At 35.3% G+C, this 16,245-nt stretch carries 9 protein-coding genes and 3 pseudogenes; 2 read left to right on the top strand and 10 right to left on the bottom strand.

The features are described 5' to 3' along the window. The first annotated feature begins 79 nt into the window (after nt 1-79). On the top strand, nt 80-2,077 hold the full coding sequence (locus HF197_RS00260) for a PD-(D/E)XK nuclease domain-containing protein (protein WP_168463812.1): 1,998 nt from the start codon (nt 80-82) through the stop codon (nt 2,075-2,077). On the opposite strand, the pseudogene tnpC (HF197_RS00255) reads toward HF197_RS00260, so the two are convergent. The 4 genes and pseudogenes from tnpC (HF197_RS00255) to HF197_RS00240 all read right to left on the bottom strand — a co-directional run bounded on the left by tnpC (HF197_RS00255) (nt 2,057) and on the right by HF197_RS00240 (nt 8,179). After that, nucleotides 2,057-3,417, bottom strand: a pseudogene (gene tnpC, locus HF197_RS00255) (IS66 family transposase). The gene HF197_RS00260 and the pseudogene tnpC (HF197_RS00255) sit on opposite strands and share 21 nt — an antisense overlap. A gap of 155 nt (nt 3,418-3,572) precedes the next feature. Then, nucleotides 3,573-5,417: an aspartate--tRNA ligase gene (gene aspS, locus HF197_RS00250; RefSeq protein WP_369800037.1), complete on the bottom strand. Its 1,845-nt coding sequence runs from the start codon at nt 5,415-5,417 to the stop codon at nt 3,573-3,575. Nucleotides 5,418-5,528: 111 nt separating this feature from the next. Continuing rightward, a complete protein-coding gene (locus HF197_RS00245) occupies nt 5,529-6,899 on the bottom strand; it encodes a hypothetical protein (protein ID WP_168463811.1) in 1,371 nt (456 codons plus the stop codon). A 107-nt stretch (nt 6,900-7,006) separates the two neighbouring features. Next, on the bottom strand, nt 7,007-8,179 hold the full coding sequence (locus HF197_RS00240; protein ID WP_168463810.1) for an NADH-quinone oxidoreductase subunit D: 1,173 nt from the start codon (nt 8,177-8,179) through the stop codon (nt 7,007-7,009). A gap of 455 nt (nt 8,180-8,634) precedes the next feature. Here HF197_RS00240 and tnpC (HF197_RS00235) point away from each other — a divergent pair. Beyond that, nucleotides 8,635-9,995 (top strand): annotated as a pseudogene (gene tnpC, locus HF197_RS00235) (IS66 family transposase). A 55-nt stretch (nt 9,996-10,050) separates the two neighbouring features. Here tnpC (HF197_RS00235) and HF197_RS00230 read toward each other — a convergent pair. The 6 genes and pseudogenes from HF197_RS00230 to HF197_RS00205 form a co-directional block, all read right to left on the bottom strand. Then, on the bottom strand, nt 10,051-11,286 hold the full coding sequence (locus HF197_RS00230) for a heme biosynthesis protein HemY (protein WP_168463809.1): 1,236 nt from the start codon (nt 11,284-11,286) through the stop codon (nt 10,051-10,053). Beyond that, nucleotides 11,283-12,011: a hypothetical protein gene (locus HF197_RS00225; protein ID WP_168463808.1), complete on the bottom strand. Its 729-nt coding sequence runs from the start codon at nt 12,009-12,011 to the stop codon at nt 11,283-11,285. Before HF197_RS00225 ends, HF197_RS00230 begins: the two co-directional genes overlap by 4 nt. Next, nucleotides 12,004-13,224, bottom strand: a complete 1,221-nt coding sequence (locus HF197_RS00220; RefSeq protein ID WP_168463807.1) for a lipoprotein-releasing ABC transporter permease subunit — start codon at nt 13,222-13,224, stop codon at nt 12,004-12,006. Before HF197_RS00220 ends, HF197_RS00225 begins: the two co-directional genes overlap by 8 nt. A gap of 135 nt (nt 13,225-13,359) precedes the next feature. After that, complete coding sequence (locus HF197_RS00215) at nt 13,360-14,328, bottom strand: ankyrin repeat domain-containing protein (protein ID WP_246168645.1); 969 nt, start codon at nt 14,326-14,328, stop codon at nt 13,360-13,362. Between the two features lie 24 nt (nt 14,329-14,352). Continuing rightward, a pseudogene (tnpC, locus tag HF197_RS00210) lies at nt 14,353-15,701 on the bottom strand (IS66 family transposase). 234 nt (nt 15,702-15,935) lie between these two features. Beyond that, nucleotides 15,936-16,235 (bottom strand): hypothetical protein, encoded by a 300-nt coding sequence (locus tag HF197_RS00205; protein WP_168463806.1) that lies wholly within the window; start codon nt 16,233-16,235, stop codon nt 15,936-15,938. Between the last annotated feature and the right edge of the window lie 10 nt (nt 16,236-16,245).

The following is a 16,245-nucleotide window of genomic DNA, read 5'->3' as shown; positions in this document are numbered from 1 at the left end:
GAGTTGCAAATTTTGGGCTTATTTTTTCTTTGGTGCAGTTTTGACATTTCCGTGCACTGGTTTGGCTAAAAGCTTAAGTGTGGTAAAAATATTTATTAACAAAAGCAATGGTCAGGAAGCCATACACCTGAACATAAGGATTGGAAATAAAAATGAGTGCGAGTCAATATTTCGATCAGTTAGAATTGAAAATAATGAAAAATTCCTTGCAGAGGCTAGTGAACTTAAATTTCAAGTTTTGCGACAAGAAAAGATAGCTTCACTAATTATAGGATATGAAGAGAGGGAATATGATGAATCATCCAGTGAGATAGTTTTAGAACTGGAGCCTAATCAAAGGCTGCAATTAGCCAACTTTAATCTAAGTAACAAAAACAAAGAAGACGTACAAAAGTTGATCGCAGGAGTGTTTCGAAATTTAGCAGGAATTTTCAATAATAATGAATATAAAAAAGTACTCCAATTACAGGAAGTAAAAGAAGCATTACATCAAGTTCTCGCTTATGGTTTTTTTAAGACGAATACAAATATTCAATGCTTAATAGAGTTTAATGCAGGGCTTGGAATTGCTGATCTAATTCTAAAAGTCAACGATGTTTTAATAATCGTAGAGTGTAAAGCAGGCAATAAGACGGCAAAAGATGCTATAGAGCAAATAAAAAGTAAGGGTTACTATTATTTAGATATTCTCGGTAAGTTTGAATCTACTTATTTAGTAGGCATAAATTTTAACCAAGAGAAAGGTAAAGATTTAATAGTAGAGGAACAGGAGATATTCAGACATCGTGGCCTAATTAACGCGTTAATAGACTACAAATCAGAAGGAGAAGTGCAAGAGGAATTAAAATTTCTGTGCCACACAAAAAATATCGGAATCTGTAATTCTGATAATCCATCCAATCACAATGAAGGTGATCCTAAAAGTAAATATGCTGGATCTTTTACGGCATTAGTTTTAGGGCAGGTATTGCAGTGTTGTGGGCAGAATGATGAGTATAAACTCGAGCATATCGCGACACAGTTAGAAGAAAAAAACAAAGTGAGAAATACAGATTTTGTTATCGTTGATGGTGACAACAAGTTGAAACTACGCATTATTGAACTTACAGACAAGGGTGGTAATGAATCTCCTAAACTTCCAGCTACAGATGAGTATGTTTCAAGTCCAGAATGTGAGGATGATGATTGTAGTAATTACAACATTAAGGTTTACATAACCAGGAATAAAAAAGAGTTTTTATATAAAATTATCTTTTTAGATGGAAAAGTCACTGTTAAAAAAGAAGAAGAGTACACCATTCCATCCACAAGAGCTAGAAGTGATAGGGAAGTAAAAAGTAATAAAGATGATGACTATATTTACTATTCATCATCATCTCAAGAATCTGGCGCTTCTCCTAAAAAACCACCACTTAATCAAATATATGAAGTCCATATGGAAGATCTTATTAATGAGGTGTCAAGTGGCAAAACAGGCTATTTAGAAAATGTAGTAGCAAGTTACCGTAATTTTATCCACTCAGAAGCTAACTTACAGCTCTTTCTGAAAGGATTATTTATGAATGCAGAAATAAATGATGATGAACAGATTGTGGCAGATATAGTGGTAACCAGTGGACAAGCAGGAGAAATTGATCTACTGATGAAACTTAACCAAGTAATGGTATTTGAGTGCAAATTTTGCGAAAAAGCGGAAAAAATTGAGGACTGTAAAGAGGATGCTCGGAGTCAGTTAAAAAGTTATATAGATAAAGGAAATTTAAAGTACATATTTGGAGAAAACAGTCAGCTGCACACTTTTGCAGTAGTGTTCTGTAAAGAGAGTGCTATATGTACTGTGGAGGTTGGTATCGCTCAAAAAAGCCTAAGTTACTTAGATATGCTTCATGACCGTTCAAATTCAAGTGATTCAGGGGTCTTTTCAGAAACCTCTCTTACCCCTAGCACTTCTCTATTATCATTATCTGTTGACATCACCTCACCTTCTAGTACCGAACCATCTCCTGGTACCAAAAGGAAAGTAATGTCCCCTGTTGTATCCATTCAGGGGTATGGCTTAAGAAGCAATAGCCAGTAGGTTTTGAAAAGGATTTAACTTCTTTTGCCTCCAAGTCAAGTACAATGAAATTATCCTCTCAAGAAACATATTTCCCCGTTTCGATTGTGTAAAATATGAAACTTTTCGGTAAACAACGTAATGCCGAATCTGTCGCTCAGCATAGTTGTTTGTCAGTGGAATATTTTCTGGATCGTCCAAAAATTTCCACATCATCAGATCCGATTTCATGATATTTTTTGCTACTCGAGACGCTCCAATTGCCTCGGGTAAATTTGATATATTCTTTAAGTAATATCTCGTTCGCTTGCGTAATTTTCTTGCTCTTCTTATGAACCTTAATGTGTCTATTTCATCCTTTAACAGAGCTTTTTTCAATGCAAATAATTCAGTAGCAACATTCCTTAAATAATACCCCAAAACTTTCACTTCGCTATTCCAACTATGAGACAACCTTTCAAAATCTCTTGCTAAATGTGCCCAACAGACCTGCCTTTTCTTGCTGGAAAAGTAGTTGTAAGCTGCATATCTGTCGGTCACTACTAGGTTGTTATTCTTTCCAAATTTACTATTTTCCAGGACTTTCATCCCTCTTGACTCTGTCAATTTGATCACACTTCCTATTTTGCTCGCAAACATCCAGCACCAGCCCTGTTTACCTTTGTTGTAATGGCTAGTTTCATCGATATGTAAAATTTTGCTCTTGCTTACCTCTTCCTCAATTTGCTCATATGCTTCTTGGCATTTTTCTGCCACTCTAGCCTCGCTATTTGATACACTACCGACGCTGATATCCAGGTTGAAAATGTCCTTTATAATATTTGCCACTTCTTTTTTCGAATTCTTGTAAAATCCACTTAATGCTGCAATTACTGACTTAACTCTTGGACCAAATGTGTCCGCAGTTACTCCTTCTTGTAGCTTGCTACTTTTTCTTTTTCCACATCTTTTGCAACGTCCATGCTCTAGTTGATATTCAACTACATACGGCTTGATTTCCGGCAAATCGACCTTTTGATGAGTATACGGATCTTTTGATACCGCAATTTCTCCTCCGCACTCACACGTATTGGGCAGTTCTATTTTTACCATCTCATCTGCCTCCATTTTAGGGCGGTAACTGCCTTTATGTCCAACCTGTGCTCCTACTTTCCTGTCACTTTTTGGCTTATTTTCCCTCATCTTATATAATTCTTTGGAGCTTGGTATAGATGAATTTTTTGAACTTAAGCCAAGCCTTTCTTTTAACTCAGCGTTTTCGATCCTTAGCGCTTTATTTTCTGCTTTAAGCTCTTCTATTTTTGTTTCTAACTTTTCTATAGTCTGCTTAAACTTTCGCAAAATTCTAAAAGATCAACCATATTACCTCATAGCCACTCTAGTTTACCTTTTTAGCATTCCTTGTCTACTCTTTATTTTACCGCCCGGCTGAATGGATACTTAATGGTTGCTTTGTAGTTTTTGGTATCCTGATACCCAGTATTATGCTATAGCACTTTCTAAATAACTTTTTATTTTACTTCAAATTGCTTTCACACTTTTTCTTGATAAGATCAGCTTTGCCCGTCTCTGCTAAAGTCTGCAAAAACAATTCTCGTAGGTGTTTATCATCCACTTTGGACGGAGCACCCATTAGAACATCTTCACCTTGTTGGTTCATCGGGAAACAAATTACTTCACGAATGTTTGGTTCGTCGGCAATCAGCATAACCATTCTGTCTATTCCAGGTGCTATTCCACCGTGCGGTGGCACACCGAATCTAAATGCACGTACCAGCGCACCAAATTTTGCATCGACTTCTTCCTTACTGTAACCTGCAATAGCAAAGGCTTTGTACATTATATCCAATTTATTATTACGAATCGCTCCACTTGAAAGCTCAACTCCATTGCAGACAAGATCATATTGATAAGCAAGAATGTCCAGCGGGTCTTTTTCTTCCAAATCTTTCATACCGCCGTGTGGCATAGAAAATGGATTATGGAAGAAATCAATTTTTTTACTTTTATCGTCATATACGAAATATGGAAAATCTATAACCCAACAGAATTTGAAAGTATTGTCGTCTATCAGTCCTAATTCTAATCCTAAAAGAGTACGCACTTTCCCTGCAATTGTTGCTGCCTCATTTTCTTTATCAGAAGCAAAAAATACACTGTCTCCTGGTTTCACACTAGTTATCTCGCGTATTTGATTGAGCCTATTATCATCAAGAAACTTGGCAATTGGCCCTTTCGCAGTCCCATCTTTATCAAATGTTATATAGCCAAGTCCTTTAGCACCGAACTCTTTTTGTGCATGTTCTATTTTTTTATCGAAAAAGCTGCGTGGCTCTTCTGCTGTTTGAGGTGCAGGAATGGCTCTTACTACCATGCCACGTTCAATATTGCTTTTGAAGATGTTAAACTCTGAATTACGGAAAATTTCTGTAACATCGCTGATTAACAATGGATTGCGCAGATCTGGCTTATCAGAACCATATTTGAGCATCGACTCTTTGTAAGTAATGTGCGGAAAATTTTTATCAACCAATTTTTGAGAAAATTTAGCAAATACACTATATAAGGTAGATTCAATAATCTGAAAAATGTCTTCTTGAGTGACAAAGGACATTTCCATATCCAGCTGATAAAACTCCCCAGGAGAGCGATCAGCCCTTGCATCTTCATCACGGAAACATGGAGCAATTTGAAAGTATTTATCAAATCCTGAAACCATGAGTAATTGCTTGAAAATCTGTGGAGCTTGCGGCAAAGCATAGAATTTTCCTGGATTTAACCTGCTTGGTACTAAATAATCACGTGCACCCTCTGGCGACGAAGCAGTGAGTATTGGAGTTTGAATTTCCAAAAACCCTTGTTCTATCATTAATCTTCGTAACTCTGCAACAATCTGCGAGCGCAAGATAACATTACTGCGCGCTTTTTCCCGCCTTAAGTCAAGAAAGCGGTATTTAAACCTCATATTTTCCGGATATTCTTGCTCACCGGCAATGCTTGCCAATATGCTTCTTTCCTCCTTTGCTATTTCTTCACTGTGATGAAACTCAACCTCTGATTCAACATGAAGACTACTTACCACCACTTCAATTTCCCCAGTTGCAATAGAATTATTCACTGTTTCCGCAGTTCTTGCTTCTACCACCCCTTTAATAGTGATCACACTTTCTAACTTTAAATTTGCAACCTGATCAAAGAAGCTTTTATCATTATTAAATACCAGCTGAGTAATTCCGTAAAAATCACGCAAATCTACAAAAATGAGATTGCCATGATCACGCTTACGGTATAGCCACCCAGAGAGAACTACTTCTTTTTTGACATCGCTTTTTTTAAGTTCATTGCACGTATGAGTTCTCATATTTATCTTAATTCTGAATTCTTTAAGAAGTATAGAAGTAAACTGCGTTCCATACAAGATTATTCATGGACAGTGTACCTATATAGAAACAATAACTGTTGAATAGCTCTATCAACAGCTACATGTGCGGTCCAGAGGTAGAATCTTAATTTGCTCTGTTTTTGGGTGAAATAAAATACACCATGGTTTATCGTGATTCAAAAGCTCATTTAATGTATCTACACACGAATTAATTTCATTAAGAGCTTCTTTTGCTTTTGTTTCACTTTTAGTAAGCAACTCTTCTAATTTTTTTAAACTTTTTAAGAATTTCCCTAATAATTGTTTATTATTATCTACCATATTCTTAAGCCATGTTTCAGGCTCATCTTCCTTACAATTTAATGATACTAATTCATCTCGCGCTGAACGCATGTTATCAAAATAGCCCTGGATAGTTTTTATACGTGAGGTTATATCACTAAGATTACGAGTAATATAACTAACTTTATTACCGTCTATTGTCTTACTATATGCCTTATCATGACTTTTTATATTATGTATGGTACACGAAAAATACAAATCAATTAAAATAACGTATAATCCTGATTGTCGCATTTTATCAGGTGTACTGCTCTCTTCCTGGCTTTTAAGTTCTTTGTTTATTTTTTTCTCAAATTCCTCTGATTTTTTACCTGGGAATCCACGTTTTTTCAACTCCTGAAATTCTTTATATTCTGTTGTTTGCTTATCTTCCTCTTTTTCACACTTTGTCGTTTGTTCATCTTTATTGCATCCAACTGCTTGAGAAAAGTCAACTTTCTTCTCATTTTGTGGCTTGCTTGTCTTATTTTTAGACTTTTTCTTCTTTTGTGGCTGCAACGTAGAATGAACTTTCTCAGTACTTTTAGTACTTTCCTCTTCTAATAACTCCCTTTCTATCTTTTGCCTTTCCAATTCTTTTGCCTCTTCTGTTTTCTTCCTTTCTAGTTCTTCTATTTCATTTTGTTTCTCTATATCTTTTATCGCTTCATAAACGTAATTAATGCAGCCGTTAAATTGTTCAATAAAGCCCTTATCACTACATGCTTTCTTTGTGTTATCTAACGTATAAGAAAAGTTCTTATACTTGTTTTTTATGTATCTATACCTTTCTTTCTCCTGCTCTTGCGTTAATTCCTCACTATTAGTTTGTTTTTTTGCTAAGTTTGCTATGAGCCCAAACAATACCGCTTGTGGCTCTTTTTCAATGTATCCACACTTGATGATTTTACTAAAATTATCAATAATGAATTGCTTGTCATTTATATGAAGGTTAATAAAAGTAAGAGTTGATTCTGAATATACTTTATCACCAAGCTCTATACATAAATCTAGCATATTGGAAAGCATTTCTGCCTGTGACTTTCCTTGCACATTTATTCCTGAGCTCATTTTTAAGTAATTTTTAAAATAATTAGAAAGTTCTATTAATTTGGATAGGCGATTTGCTTCTTGGTTCATGACTCTAAAATAATAAATAACTAATTAAATAGTATTATTATTTTGATTAAGAATAAAGTAAAAATTTTTACCTATGACGCAAACCAAAAAGTAAGAAGGTTTGCTGCTTATCTATCAATTTCACCAAAAACTATATCAAGTGAGCCAATAATTGCTGAAACATCAGCAAGCATGTGCCCTTTTGACATGAAATCTAAGGCTTGTAAGTGCGCAAACCCTGGTGCTCTTATTCGGCATCTATAAGGTCTATTGGTACCATCTGAGACTATATACACTCCAAATTCGCCCTTTGGTGCCTCAACAGCAGCATAAGCCTCACCTTTTGGTACGCTATATCCTTCTGAATAAAGCTTAAAATGATGAATTAAAGCTTCCATGGATTGCTTCATCTCTGCTCTTGGTGGTGGAGAGATTTTTCTGTCCTCAGTTTTAATTGGCCCTTCAGGAAGGTTTTTTATACACTGCTTAACCAAACTAATAGACTGTCTAATCTCTGCCATTCTAACTAGGTAGCGATCATAACAGTCACCATTTTGGCCAACCGGTATCTTAAAATCTAGCTGATCGTATATTTCATATGGTTGGCTTTTTCGCAAATCCCAAGCAAGACCAGCAGCACGCAGCATTGGTCCAGTACAGCCCCAATCAAGCGCCTGTGCTATTGATATTTGACTAATCCCTACAGTGCGTTGTTTCCATATTCTATTTTCTGTTAAAAGCTCATCAACATCATCTATATATTTAGGAAATTGCTTTATAAATTTCGCAATATCCTCAATCAAACCTTCTGGCACATCGGCTGCAATTCCACCAGGCCTTATGTAAGCCGCATGAAACCTTGCACCTGAAGCTCTTTCATAAAATTCCAGTATTTTTTCCCGCTCCTCAAAGAGCCACAAAAGAGGGGTCATTGCTCCAACATCAAGCGCTTGAGAGGAAATATTGAGTAAATGATTCAGTATTCTAGTAAGCTCACAAAATAGTACACGTAAATATTTCGCTCTAATTGGCACTTCACACTGAAGCAATTTTTCAACGCATAGTGAATATGCATGCTCTTGCGACATTGGCGATACGTAATCAAGTCGATCAAAATAAGGTAGAGCCTGAAGATAGGTCTTGTATTCTATTAGTTTCTCAGTACCGCGGTGCAAGAGTCCAATATGAGGATCAGCTCTTTCCACAATTTCGCCATCCATTTCCAAAATAAGGCGCAACACCCCATGTGCAGCCGGATGCTGAGGTCCAAAATTTAATGTCATTGTCTTGAGGTCTGGCATATACCTGATAGCCCATAATATTAGAGTTTATAAACCTAGTTGCATTAAAAGTCAATCAAAAAACCGTTTGAAGCCACAACTGTACAAACATCACATTTTAGGCCAGTTACCAACAAATAGTGTCATTCAAGTAGCTAAAACATAACTGCACGAGCATTAAAGCTTCCATAAACTTCAAAATTACAACTTTAGCGCTATCATTATGTGGCAACATACTTTTAAAGACCAATTATTTCCACTTAAAGGGCAGTTATTTCCAAAATGGAAATAACTGGTTTTTCATATAATTTGTCATAATTTTGATTAAAAGGCTAATAAAAGTAAGAAAATTAGATAAAATTTATATACTAGTAATGATATTTTTAACGGGAGGTAGGTATCCATTCAGCCGGGCGGTAAAATAAAGAGTAGACAAGGAATGCTAAAAAGGTAGACTAGAGTGGCTGTGAGGTAATATGGTTGATCTTTTAGAATTTTGCGAAAGTTTAAGCAGACTATAGAAAAGTTAGAAACAAAAATAGAAGAGCTTAAAGCAGAAAATAAAGCGCTAAGGATCGAAAACGCTGAGTTAAAAGAAAGGCTTGGCTTAAATTCAAAAAATTCATCTATACCAAGCTCCAAAGAATTATATAAGATGAGGGAAAATAAGCCAAAAAGTGACAGGAAAGTAGGAGCACAGGTTGGACATAAAGGCAGTTACCGCCCTAAAATGGAGGCAGATGAGATGGTAAAAATAGAACTGCCCAATACGTGTGAGTGCGGAGGAGAAATTGCGGTATCAAAAGATCCGTATACTCATCAAAAGGTCGATTTGCCGGAAATCAAGCCGTATGTAGTTGAATATCAACTAGAGCATGGACGTTGCAAAAGATGTGGAAAAAGAAAAAGTAGCAAGCTACAAGAAGGAGTAACTGCGGACACATTTGGTCCAAGAGTTAAGTCAGTAATTGCAGCATTAAGTGGATTTTACAAGAATTCGAAAAAAGAAGTGGCAAATATTATAAAGGACATTTTCAACCTGGATATCAGCGTCGGTAGTGTATCAAATAGCGAGGCTAGAGTGGCAGAAAAATGCCAAGAAGCATATGAGCAAATTGAGGAAGAGGTAAGCAAGAGCAAAATTTTACATATCGATGAAACTAGCCATTACAACAAAGGTAAACAGGGCTGGTGCTGGATGTTTGCGAGCAAAATAGGAAGTGTGATCAAATTGACAGAGTCAAGAGGGATGAAAGTCCTGGAAAATAGTAAATTTGGAAAGAATAACAACCTAGTAGTGACCGACAGATATGCAGCTTACAACTACTTTTCCAGCAAGAAAAGGCAGGTCTGTTGGGCACATTTAGCAAGAGATTTTGAAAGGTTGTCTCATAGTTGGAATAGCGAAGTGAAAGTTTTGGGGTATTATTTAAGGAATGTTGCTACTGAATTATTTGCATTGAAAAAAGCTCTGTTAAAGGATGAAATAGACACATTAAGGTTCATAAGAAGAGCAAGAAAATTACGCAAGCGAACGAGATATTACTTAAAGAATATATCAAATTTACCCGAGGCAATTGGAGCGTCTCGAGTAGCAAAAAATATCATGAAATCGGATCTGATGATGTGGAAATTTTTGGACGATCCAGAAAATATTCCACTGACAAACAACTATGCTGAGCGACAGATTCGGCATTACGTTGTTTACCGAAAAGTTTCATATTTTACACAATCGAAATGGGGAAATATGTTTCTTGAGAGGATAATTTCATTGTACTTGACTTGGAGGCAAAAGAAGTTAAATCCTTTTCAAAACCTACTGGCTATTGCTTCTTAAGCCATACACCTGAATGGATACGAATTGGGGTATCTTGATCCATTAATCTTCAATACTAACCAGTAATACGCGGTATACTGAGAACTATACAGTTAAAACTACCACAATGGGAACATTTGTAATTCCATTGCTCTAGCTGCTTGTTGCAGCTCTTACACATCCAGTGTGAGTCATGTAAAGCATCAGATCTCATTTTGCTTATCCAATGAGTTGCTTCATCAAGTTCTTGCGATGCAATTTTTAACTGTACCATAATCAGATAAATTGACATGTAATTAGCCTTTTTTATGGCAGTATTTAGATATTGATTTGCAAGATCATGTCTGCCAGAGTCAATTGCAGATGAAGCAAGTAAACAGTGACTAAAATAATAATCAGGTCGTAAGTCATATAATTTCTCTGCTTTATCATTATTTAAGCTAATGTAAAGTTTAGCTATTTGTGGAGTTGGATTTCTTTCATACTCTTCCTCTAAAACTGTAGAAGCTTTGCGAATTTTTCCAAGCTTAATGTATAGCTCTGCTTTTAAATAATTGATTGGCTGAAAAGTCGCATGATAACTTTGCGCTTTAAACAAAGACTTTATAGCCTCATTAAAATTTCCTTTATTTTCATGTTGCTTGGCTAGAGCGCAGTAAAAAACTGCAAACATTTCTTTACTATCAAAGGGAAGAAAAATATTAAACTTCACAGCTTCCCTTAATTTTGCAGCTGCGTTTATCCAATCTTCTCTAAGCACGCAATGCTCAACCTGAAAGGGAATAGACAATATTCTATCATTAATTGTATTAGAGCAGTATTCTATAAATTTTTGAAAGACCATTTTTTCTTGCTTTAAATGTACAATCATTTTGTTAGCAAGAAGCAAAGCTAAGCTACGGTTTTTACTTGCAATATTCATTAAACCGTTGCTAAAAAAATTATAATTTCCTGTTTTACCAGAGTTAAAGAGTTTTACTAAAGATGACCTATCACTCTCCTCATTTAGGCCTTTAATTAGTTTATAAGCATTGTCCTCATCATTTAAATCTATGCTAAAAAAAGCTTCAAAAAGAAGCAGCTCCTCTCTATCTCTTCTTCTGCTTCTTATGTTAGCAAATGCTGATGAAATGGAGGAAAAAAAGCGTGTTATTATGAACAATAGAAATAAAAAAGCTATGCAAGTTAGAACAATAAAATATATATCAATACTTATAGCATAACTAGCAAACTCTAGTCTTATTACCTCACCACTCACCTTAATCCACATTCCAAACAAAAATGAAAGAGCAAAAATTATAAAATAAATCATGAGATATACTGTAATAAATGATGGTATATTGTTGAAATATTCTGAGAAGCTTTAGTAAAATCATTTAATTTATTAAGCCATGGCTTAAATTCTGGATACGTTAAGTCACTAACTGTTGATGCTATATTTTGCCAATCATTATCATTTATTGATTCCTCAATCTCTGAAAACTTTACTCTTAATGGGTCATTTTTATTCTCTATTTTTACCCAATTTGAAATGGCTTTTTGAAATAGTGTACTATTGCAATATCTAAGAGTATCAATAGTTTTTTCAAAAGAAAACTTTAATTCGTGTAAAGTACTGATTTCTTTTAAATTTTCCAACTCATTTACTGCGTTCTCTATTTCTGAATCGTCAAGCTCTGATACTAAAGGCTTTATTGTGTTTATATGATTATTAAATTTCTCATCTTTTAATAACGAATTTTTCATTTTAACTACGTGCAGCATTAATTTTGCAAGATTTCTTGAGCTGCCGTCACCGGTTTGTTCACATTGATTATGCATGCTTCTCTTTAATTCATGTATTTTCTTTTCTATCCTGGATTGATTCATGTCGAATAACATTTTGAATTCATTCATACTCTCTGACAAAGCTTGCACGTTGTTTTCATTTTCTTGCTGATTCATTCTAAAAAAGATTATATTGCTTACTGTAATATAACTGGCAAGCAATAGCACAATGAGAAGCCAAGCTAGGCTTTTTTTCTGAGTTTCACTCATAACGTAGTATCTCCGCAGGGTCTTGCTTAGCAGCTTGCAAAGCAGGAGCAATAGTTGCTAAAAACGATAGAAACAATGCAAGTGCAGAAATGCTAATTACATCTTGAGGAACTAATATTACCGGTAAACTTGAGAAGAAATATATCATAGGATCAAAAAGTTTAACATTAGTGACATTTTCTAAGAATATTCTAATATTTTCAATATTGAGAGAAAAAACAACACCAATAATAGAGCCAAGAAGTGTCCCGACAAAGCCAATAAGCAAGCCACAAGCGCAAAACATGCGCATAATGCTACTACTTGTTGCACCAAATGTTCGCATAATCGCAATTGCAGATTTCTTTTCTTGCACTATCATCATTAGATTTGAGATAATATTAAACGCTGCAACAACTATAATCAAAGTTAGAATTAAAAACATCACATTTCTTTCGGTTTTTAAAGCATTAAAATAGTGACTTTGTTGCACTTGCCAGCTTACAGCTTCCATTCCTGTCTCTTTTTTTATGATATTTGCTAATTCATTAGCTTTATTAATGTCACTCACAAATACTTCTATGTTTTTTACACTATCTTTGTAATTAAAGAAATCCTGCGCAGATTGTAATGGCATATATATCAGTGCGCTATCGTGTTCAAACATACCCATATCAAATATGGCGACTACTTTATATTTTTTCATGCGTGGCATTTCACCAAGTAGTGCATCAAATCCATCAGATGATATAAATGTGACTTCATCACCATAGTCAATTTCCAAATTCTCTGCTAAACGTGCCCCTATTATTATCCCATCATCAAAGTTTTTCATGTTACCTACGATGATATTATTTGCAACAGTGGCATTACTCATCATATCTTCAGCTAATACACCCCTGGCTATGCTGCCTGCAATTTTGCCATTTGCCGTAATAATGACTTGATCATTTGTCATCGGAGTGGCTTTTAGTACACCGGGAATTTCTTCGATGGATCTTGATATAGCTTGATAATCTTGATTGATAAAATACACATTAATATGACCATCAATACCCAGTATTGAGTCAAGTAACTTTGCTCTAAATCCATTCATAACGGACATAACCACTATTAGCGTTGCAACTCCAAGTGTAATACCAATTATAGAAAATAGTGTCATTACAGAGCAAAATCTCGCATTTTTTGCCCGCAAATAACGAGTAGCCATAGTAAATTCAAAAGTAAAGGACATGTTTGAGCATACAACGGCGTTATTATAGGATATACCTCACTTAAATACTAGGTTTTTCTGCATGAGAGAAGCTGAGTAGTCAGGCTTGCGTGGATTTTTACTTGTTATCGGTCAGGTGATAATATGGGCTATCATTTATGCTATCACAGGATTGTCTTCTCCGACTTTCTTTGAACTATCTCTCGCTACTTCAACACTCACTTCTTCAGCAAATTCAGGGGAAGGTTTGGTAGGGTAAAATTTAGCTTTTACCAAATCAATTGCTAATGCTAGTGCAGAAATTGCACAAACTACTGTTAGAATAAGAAGCAAAGGATGAACAGTAATAGCTGAAGGAACAGCTAAAGGAATAGAAAGTACTGCGACAGCACAATACGCTACAAAGATGTATATATCACGCCTGTCAATACCTCCATACTGCATCAGTAACTTTTTAAACTCAGGGTTTTTCCTGATTTTTCGAGACTCTACTATTCTTGTGCTATCCGATTTGGATATTGGTGCATTAGGGTTTGCATAGTATTCTAGCAACAGCTTTGTAATCATTATATTTGGTCTGCTCTTAATAGTAGCCCAGTATAATAGACTATTGCCATCTCCACATGGTGAATTAGGATTTGCTCTATATTTTAAAAGTAGCTCGACAATTTTATAATCTCCCTTTTCTATAGCAATATGGAGTGGTGAGTTACCATCTTTATCTTGCAGGTTAGGGTTTGCATTATTTTCTAAAAGTAGCTTGACTATATAATAGTTCCCATTTTCTACAGCAATATGGAGTGGTGAGTTACCATCTTTATCTTGCAAGTTAAAATTTGCTCCATACTTTAAAAGTAACTCGATGATATCATCGATATCATCATTTCCCTCTTCTACAGCAATATTGAGTGGTAATCTACCATGTCCATCTTGCAAATTAGGGTTTGCATTATTTTCTAAAAGTAGCTTGACGATATTATAATTTCCCTTGCCTACAGCTTTATGAAGTGGTAAACTACCATGTTTATCTGGCAAGTTAGGGTTTGCGTTATTTGCAGAAAGTGGCTTGACGGTACCATAATTTTCCTTATCTGCAGCAGTATTGAGTGGTAATTCATTATTCAGATCGTATCCATTCAGGTGTATGGCTTAAGAAGCAATAGCCAGTAGGTTTTGAAAAGGATTTAACTTCTTTTGCCTCCAAGTCAAGTACAATGAAATTATCCTCTCAAGAAACATATTTCCCCGTTTCGATTGTGTAAAATATGAAACTTTTCGGTAAACAACGTAATGCCGAATCTGTTGCTCAGCATAGTTGTTTGTCAGTGGAATATTTTCTGGATCGTCCAAAAATTTCCACATCATCAGATCCGATTTCATGATATTTTTTGCTACTCGAGACGCTCCAATTGCCTCGGGTAAATTTGATATATTCTTTAAGTAATATCTCGTTCACTTGCGTAATTTTCTTGCTCTTCTTATGAACCTTAATGTGTCTATTTCATCCTTTAACAGAGCTTTTTTCAATGCAAATAATTCAGTAGCAACATTCCTTAAATAATACCCCAAAACTTTCACTTCGCTATTCCAACTATGAGACAACCTTTCAAAATCTCTTGCTAAATGTGCCCAACAGACCTGCCTTTTCTTGCTGGAAAAGTAGTTGTAAGCTGCATATCTGTCGGTCACTACTAGGTTGTTATTCTTTCCAAATTTACTATTTTCCAGGACTTTCATCCCTCTTGACTCTGTCAATTTGATCACACTTCCTATTTTGCTCGCAAACATCCAGCACCAGCCCTGTTTACCTTTGTTGTAATGGCTAGTTTCATCGATATGTAAAATTTTGCTCTTGCTTACCTCTTCCTCAATTTGCTCATATGCTTCTTGGCATTTTTCTGCCACTCTAGCCTCGCTATTTGATACACTACCGACGCTGATATCCAGGTTGAAAATGTCCTTTATAATATTTGCCACTTCTTTTTTCGAATTCTTGTAAAATCCACTTAATGCTGTAATTACTGACTTAACTCTTGGACCAAATGTGTCCGCAGTTACTCCTTCTTGTAGCTTGCTACTTTTTCTTTTTCCACATCTTTTGCAACGTCCATGCTCTAGTTGATATTCAACTACATACGGCTTGATTTCCGGCAAATCGACCTTTTGATGAGTATACGGATCTTTTGATACCGCAATTTCTCCTCCGCACTCACACGTATTGGGCAGTTCTATTTTTACCATCTCATCTGCCTCCATTTTAGGGCGGTAACTGCCTTTATGTCCAACCTGTGCTCCTACTTTCCTGTCACTTTTTGGCTTATTTTCCCTCATCTTATATAATTCTTTGGAGCTTGGTATAGATGAATTTTTTGAACTTAAGCCAAGCCTTTCTTTTAACTCAGCGTTTTCGATCCTTTCTGCTTTAAGCTCTTCTATTTTTGTTTCTAACTTTTCTATAGTCTGCTTAAACTTTCGCAAAATTCTAAAAGATCAACCATATTACCTCACAGCCACTCTAGTTTACCTTTTTAGCATTCCTTGTCTACTCTTTATTTTACCGCCCGGCTGAATGGATACTTTTTATCTGCAGTATAATTCCTTTCAATGCTGTGCATGTATTCTGGATCATTATACTTGCTTTTTATATGACTTATTAAATTAAATATTATACCGCTTAGCTTACTTTTTAGTCGTAATGAATACTCCTCACCATTACTGATTCCATACTGATCTTACAGAAATTCACCTATTCTTTGCGTGACTTCGTACTCATCTCCAATCGCATTTAAAGCGGTAGCTAAATTTTCCCCATTTCGAGTTAAAAATGCTTTTGTAATGTTCACTAACCCATGTAAAGGTATAAACCTTAAAGATTCACTATAATTTGCTGGAATTTCTAAGTTTTGATCTACATATTCACTTATGTTTTTCTTACTTAAGCCAATATTTAATTTTTTTATAGCTTCTATATATGACTCTCTGCATCGCCCCTTTTTATATGTTTTTGGTTTAGAGCCAATAAGTGAATTCATCAGTCCATTT

The sequence above is a fragment of the Wolbachia endosymbiont of Ctenocephalides felis wCfeT genome (genome assembly GCF_012277295.1).
Classification (GTDB): domain Bacteria; phylum Pseudomonadota; class Alphaproteobacteria; order Rickettsiales; family Anaplasmataceae; genus Wolbachia.
This window is presented reverse-complemented; position numbering and strand designations above follow the sequence as displayed.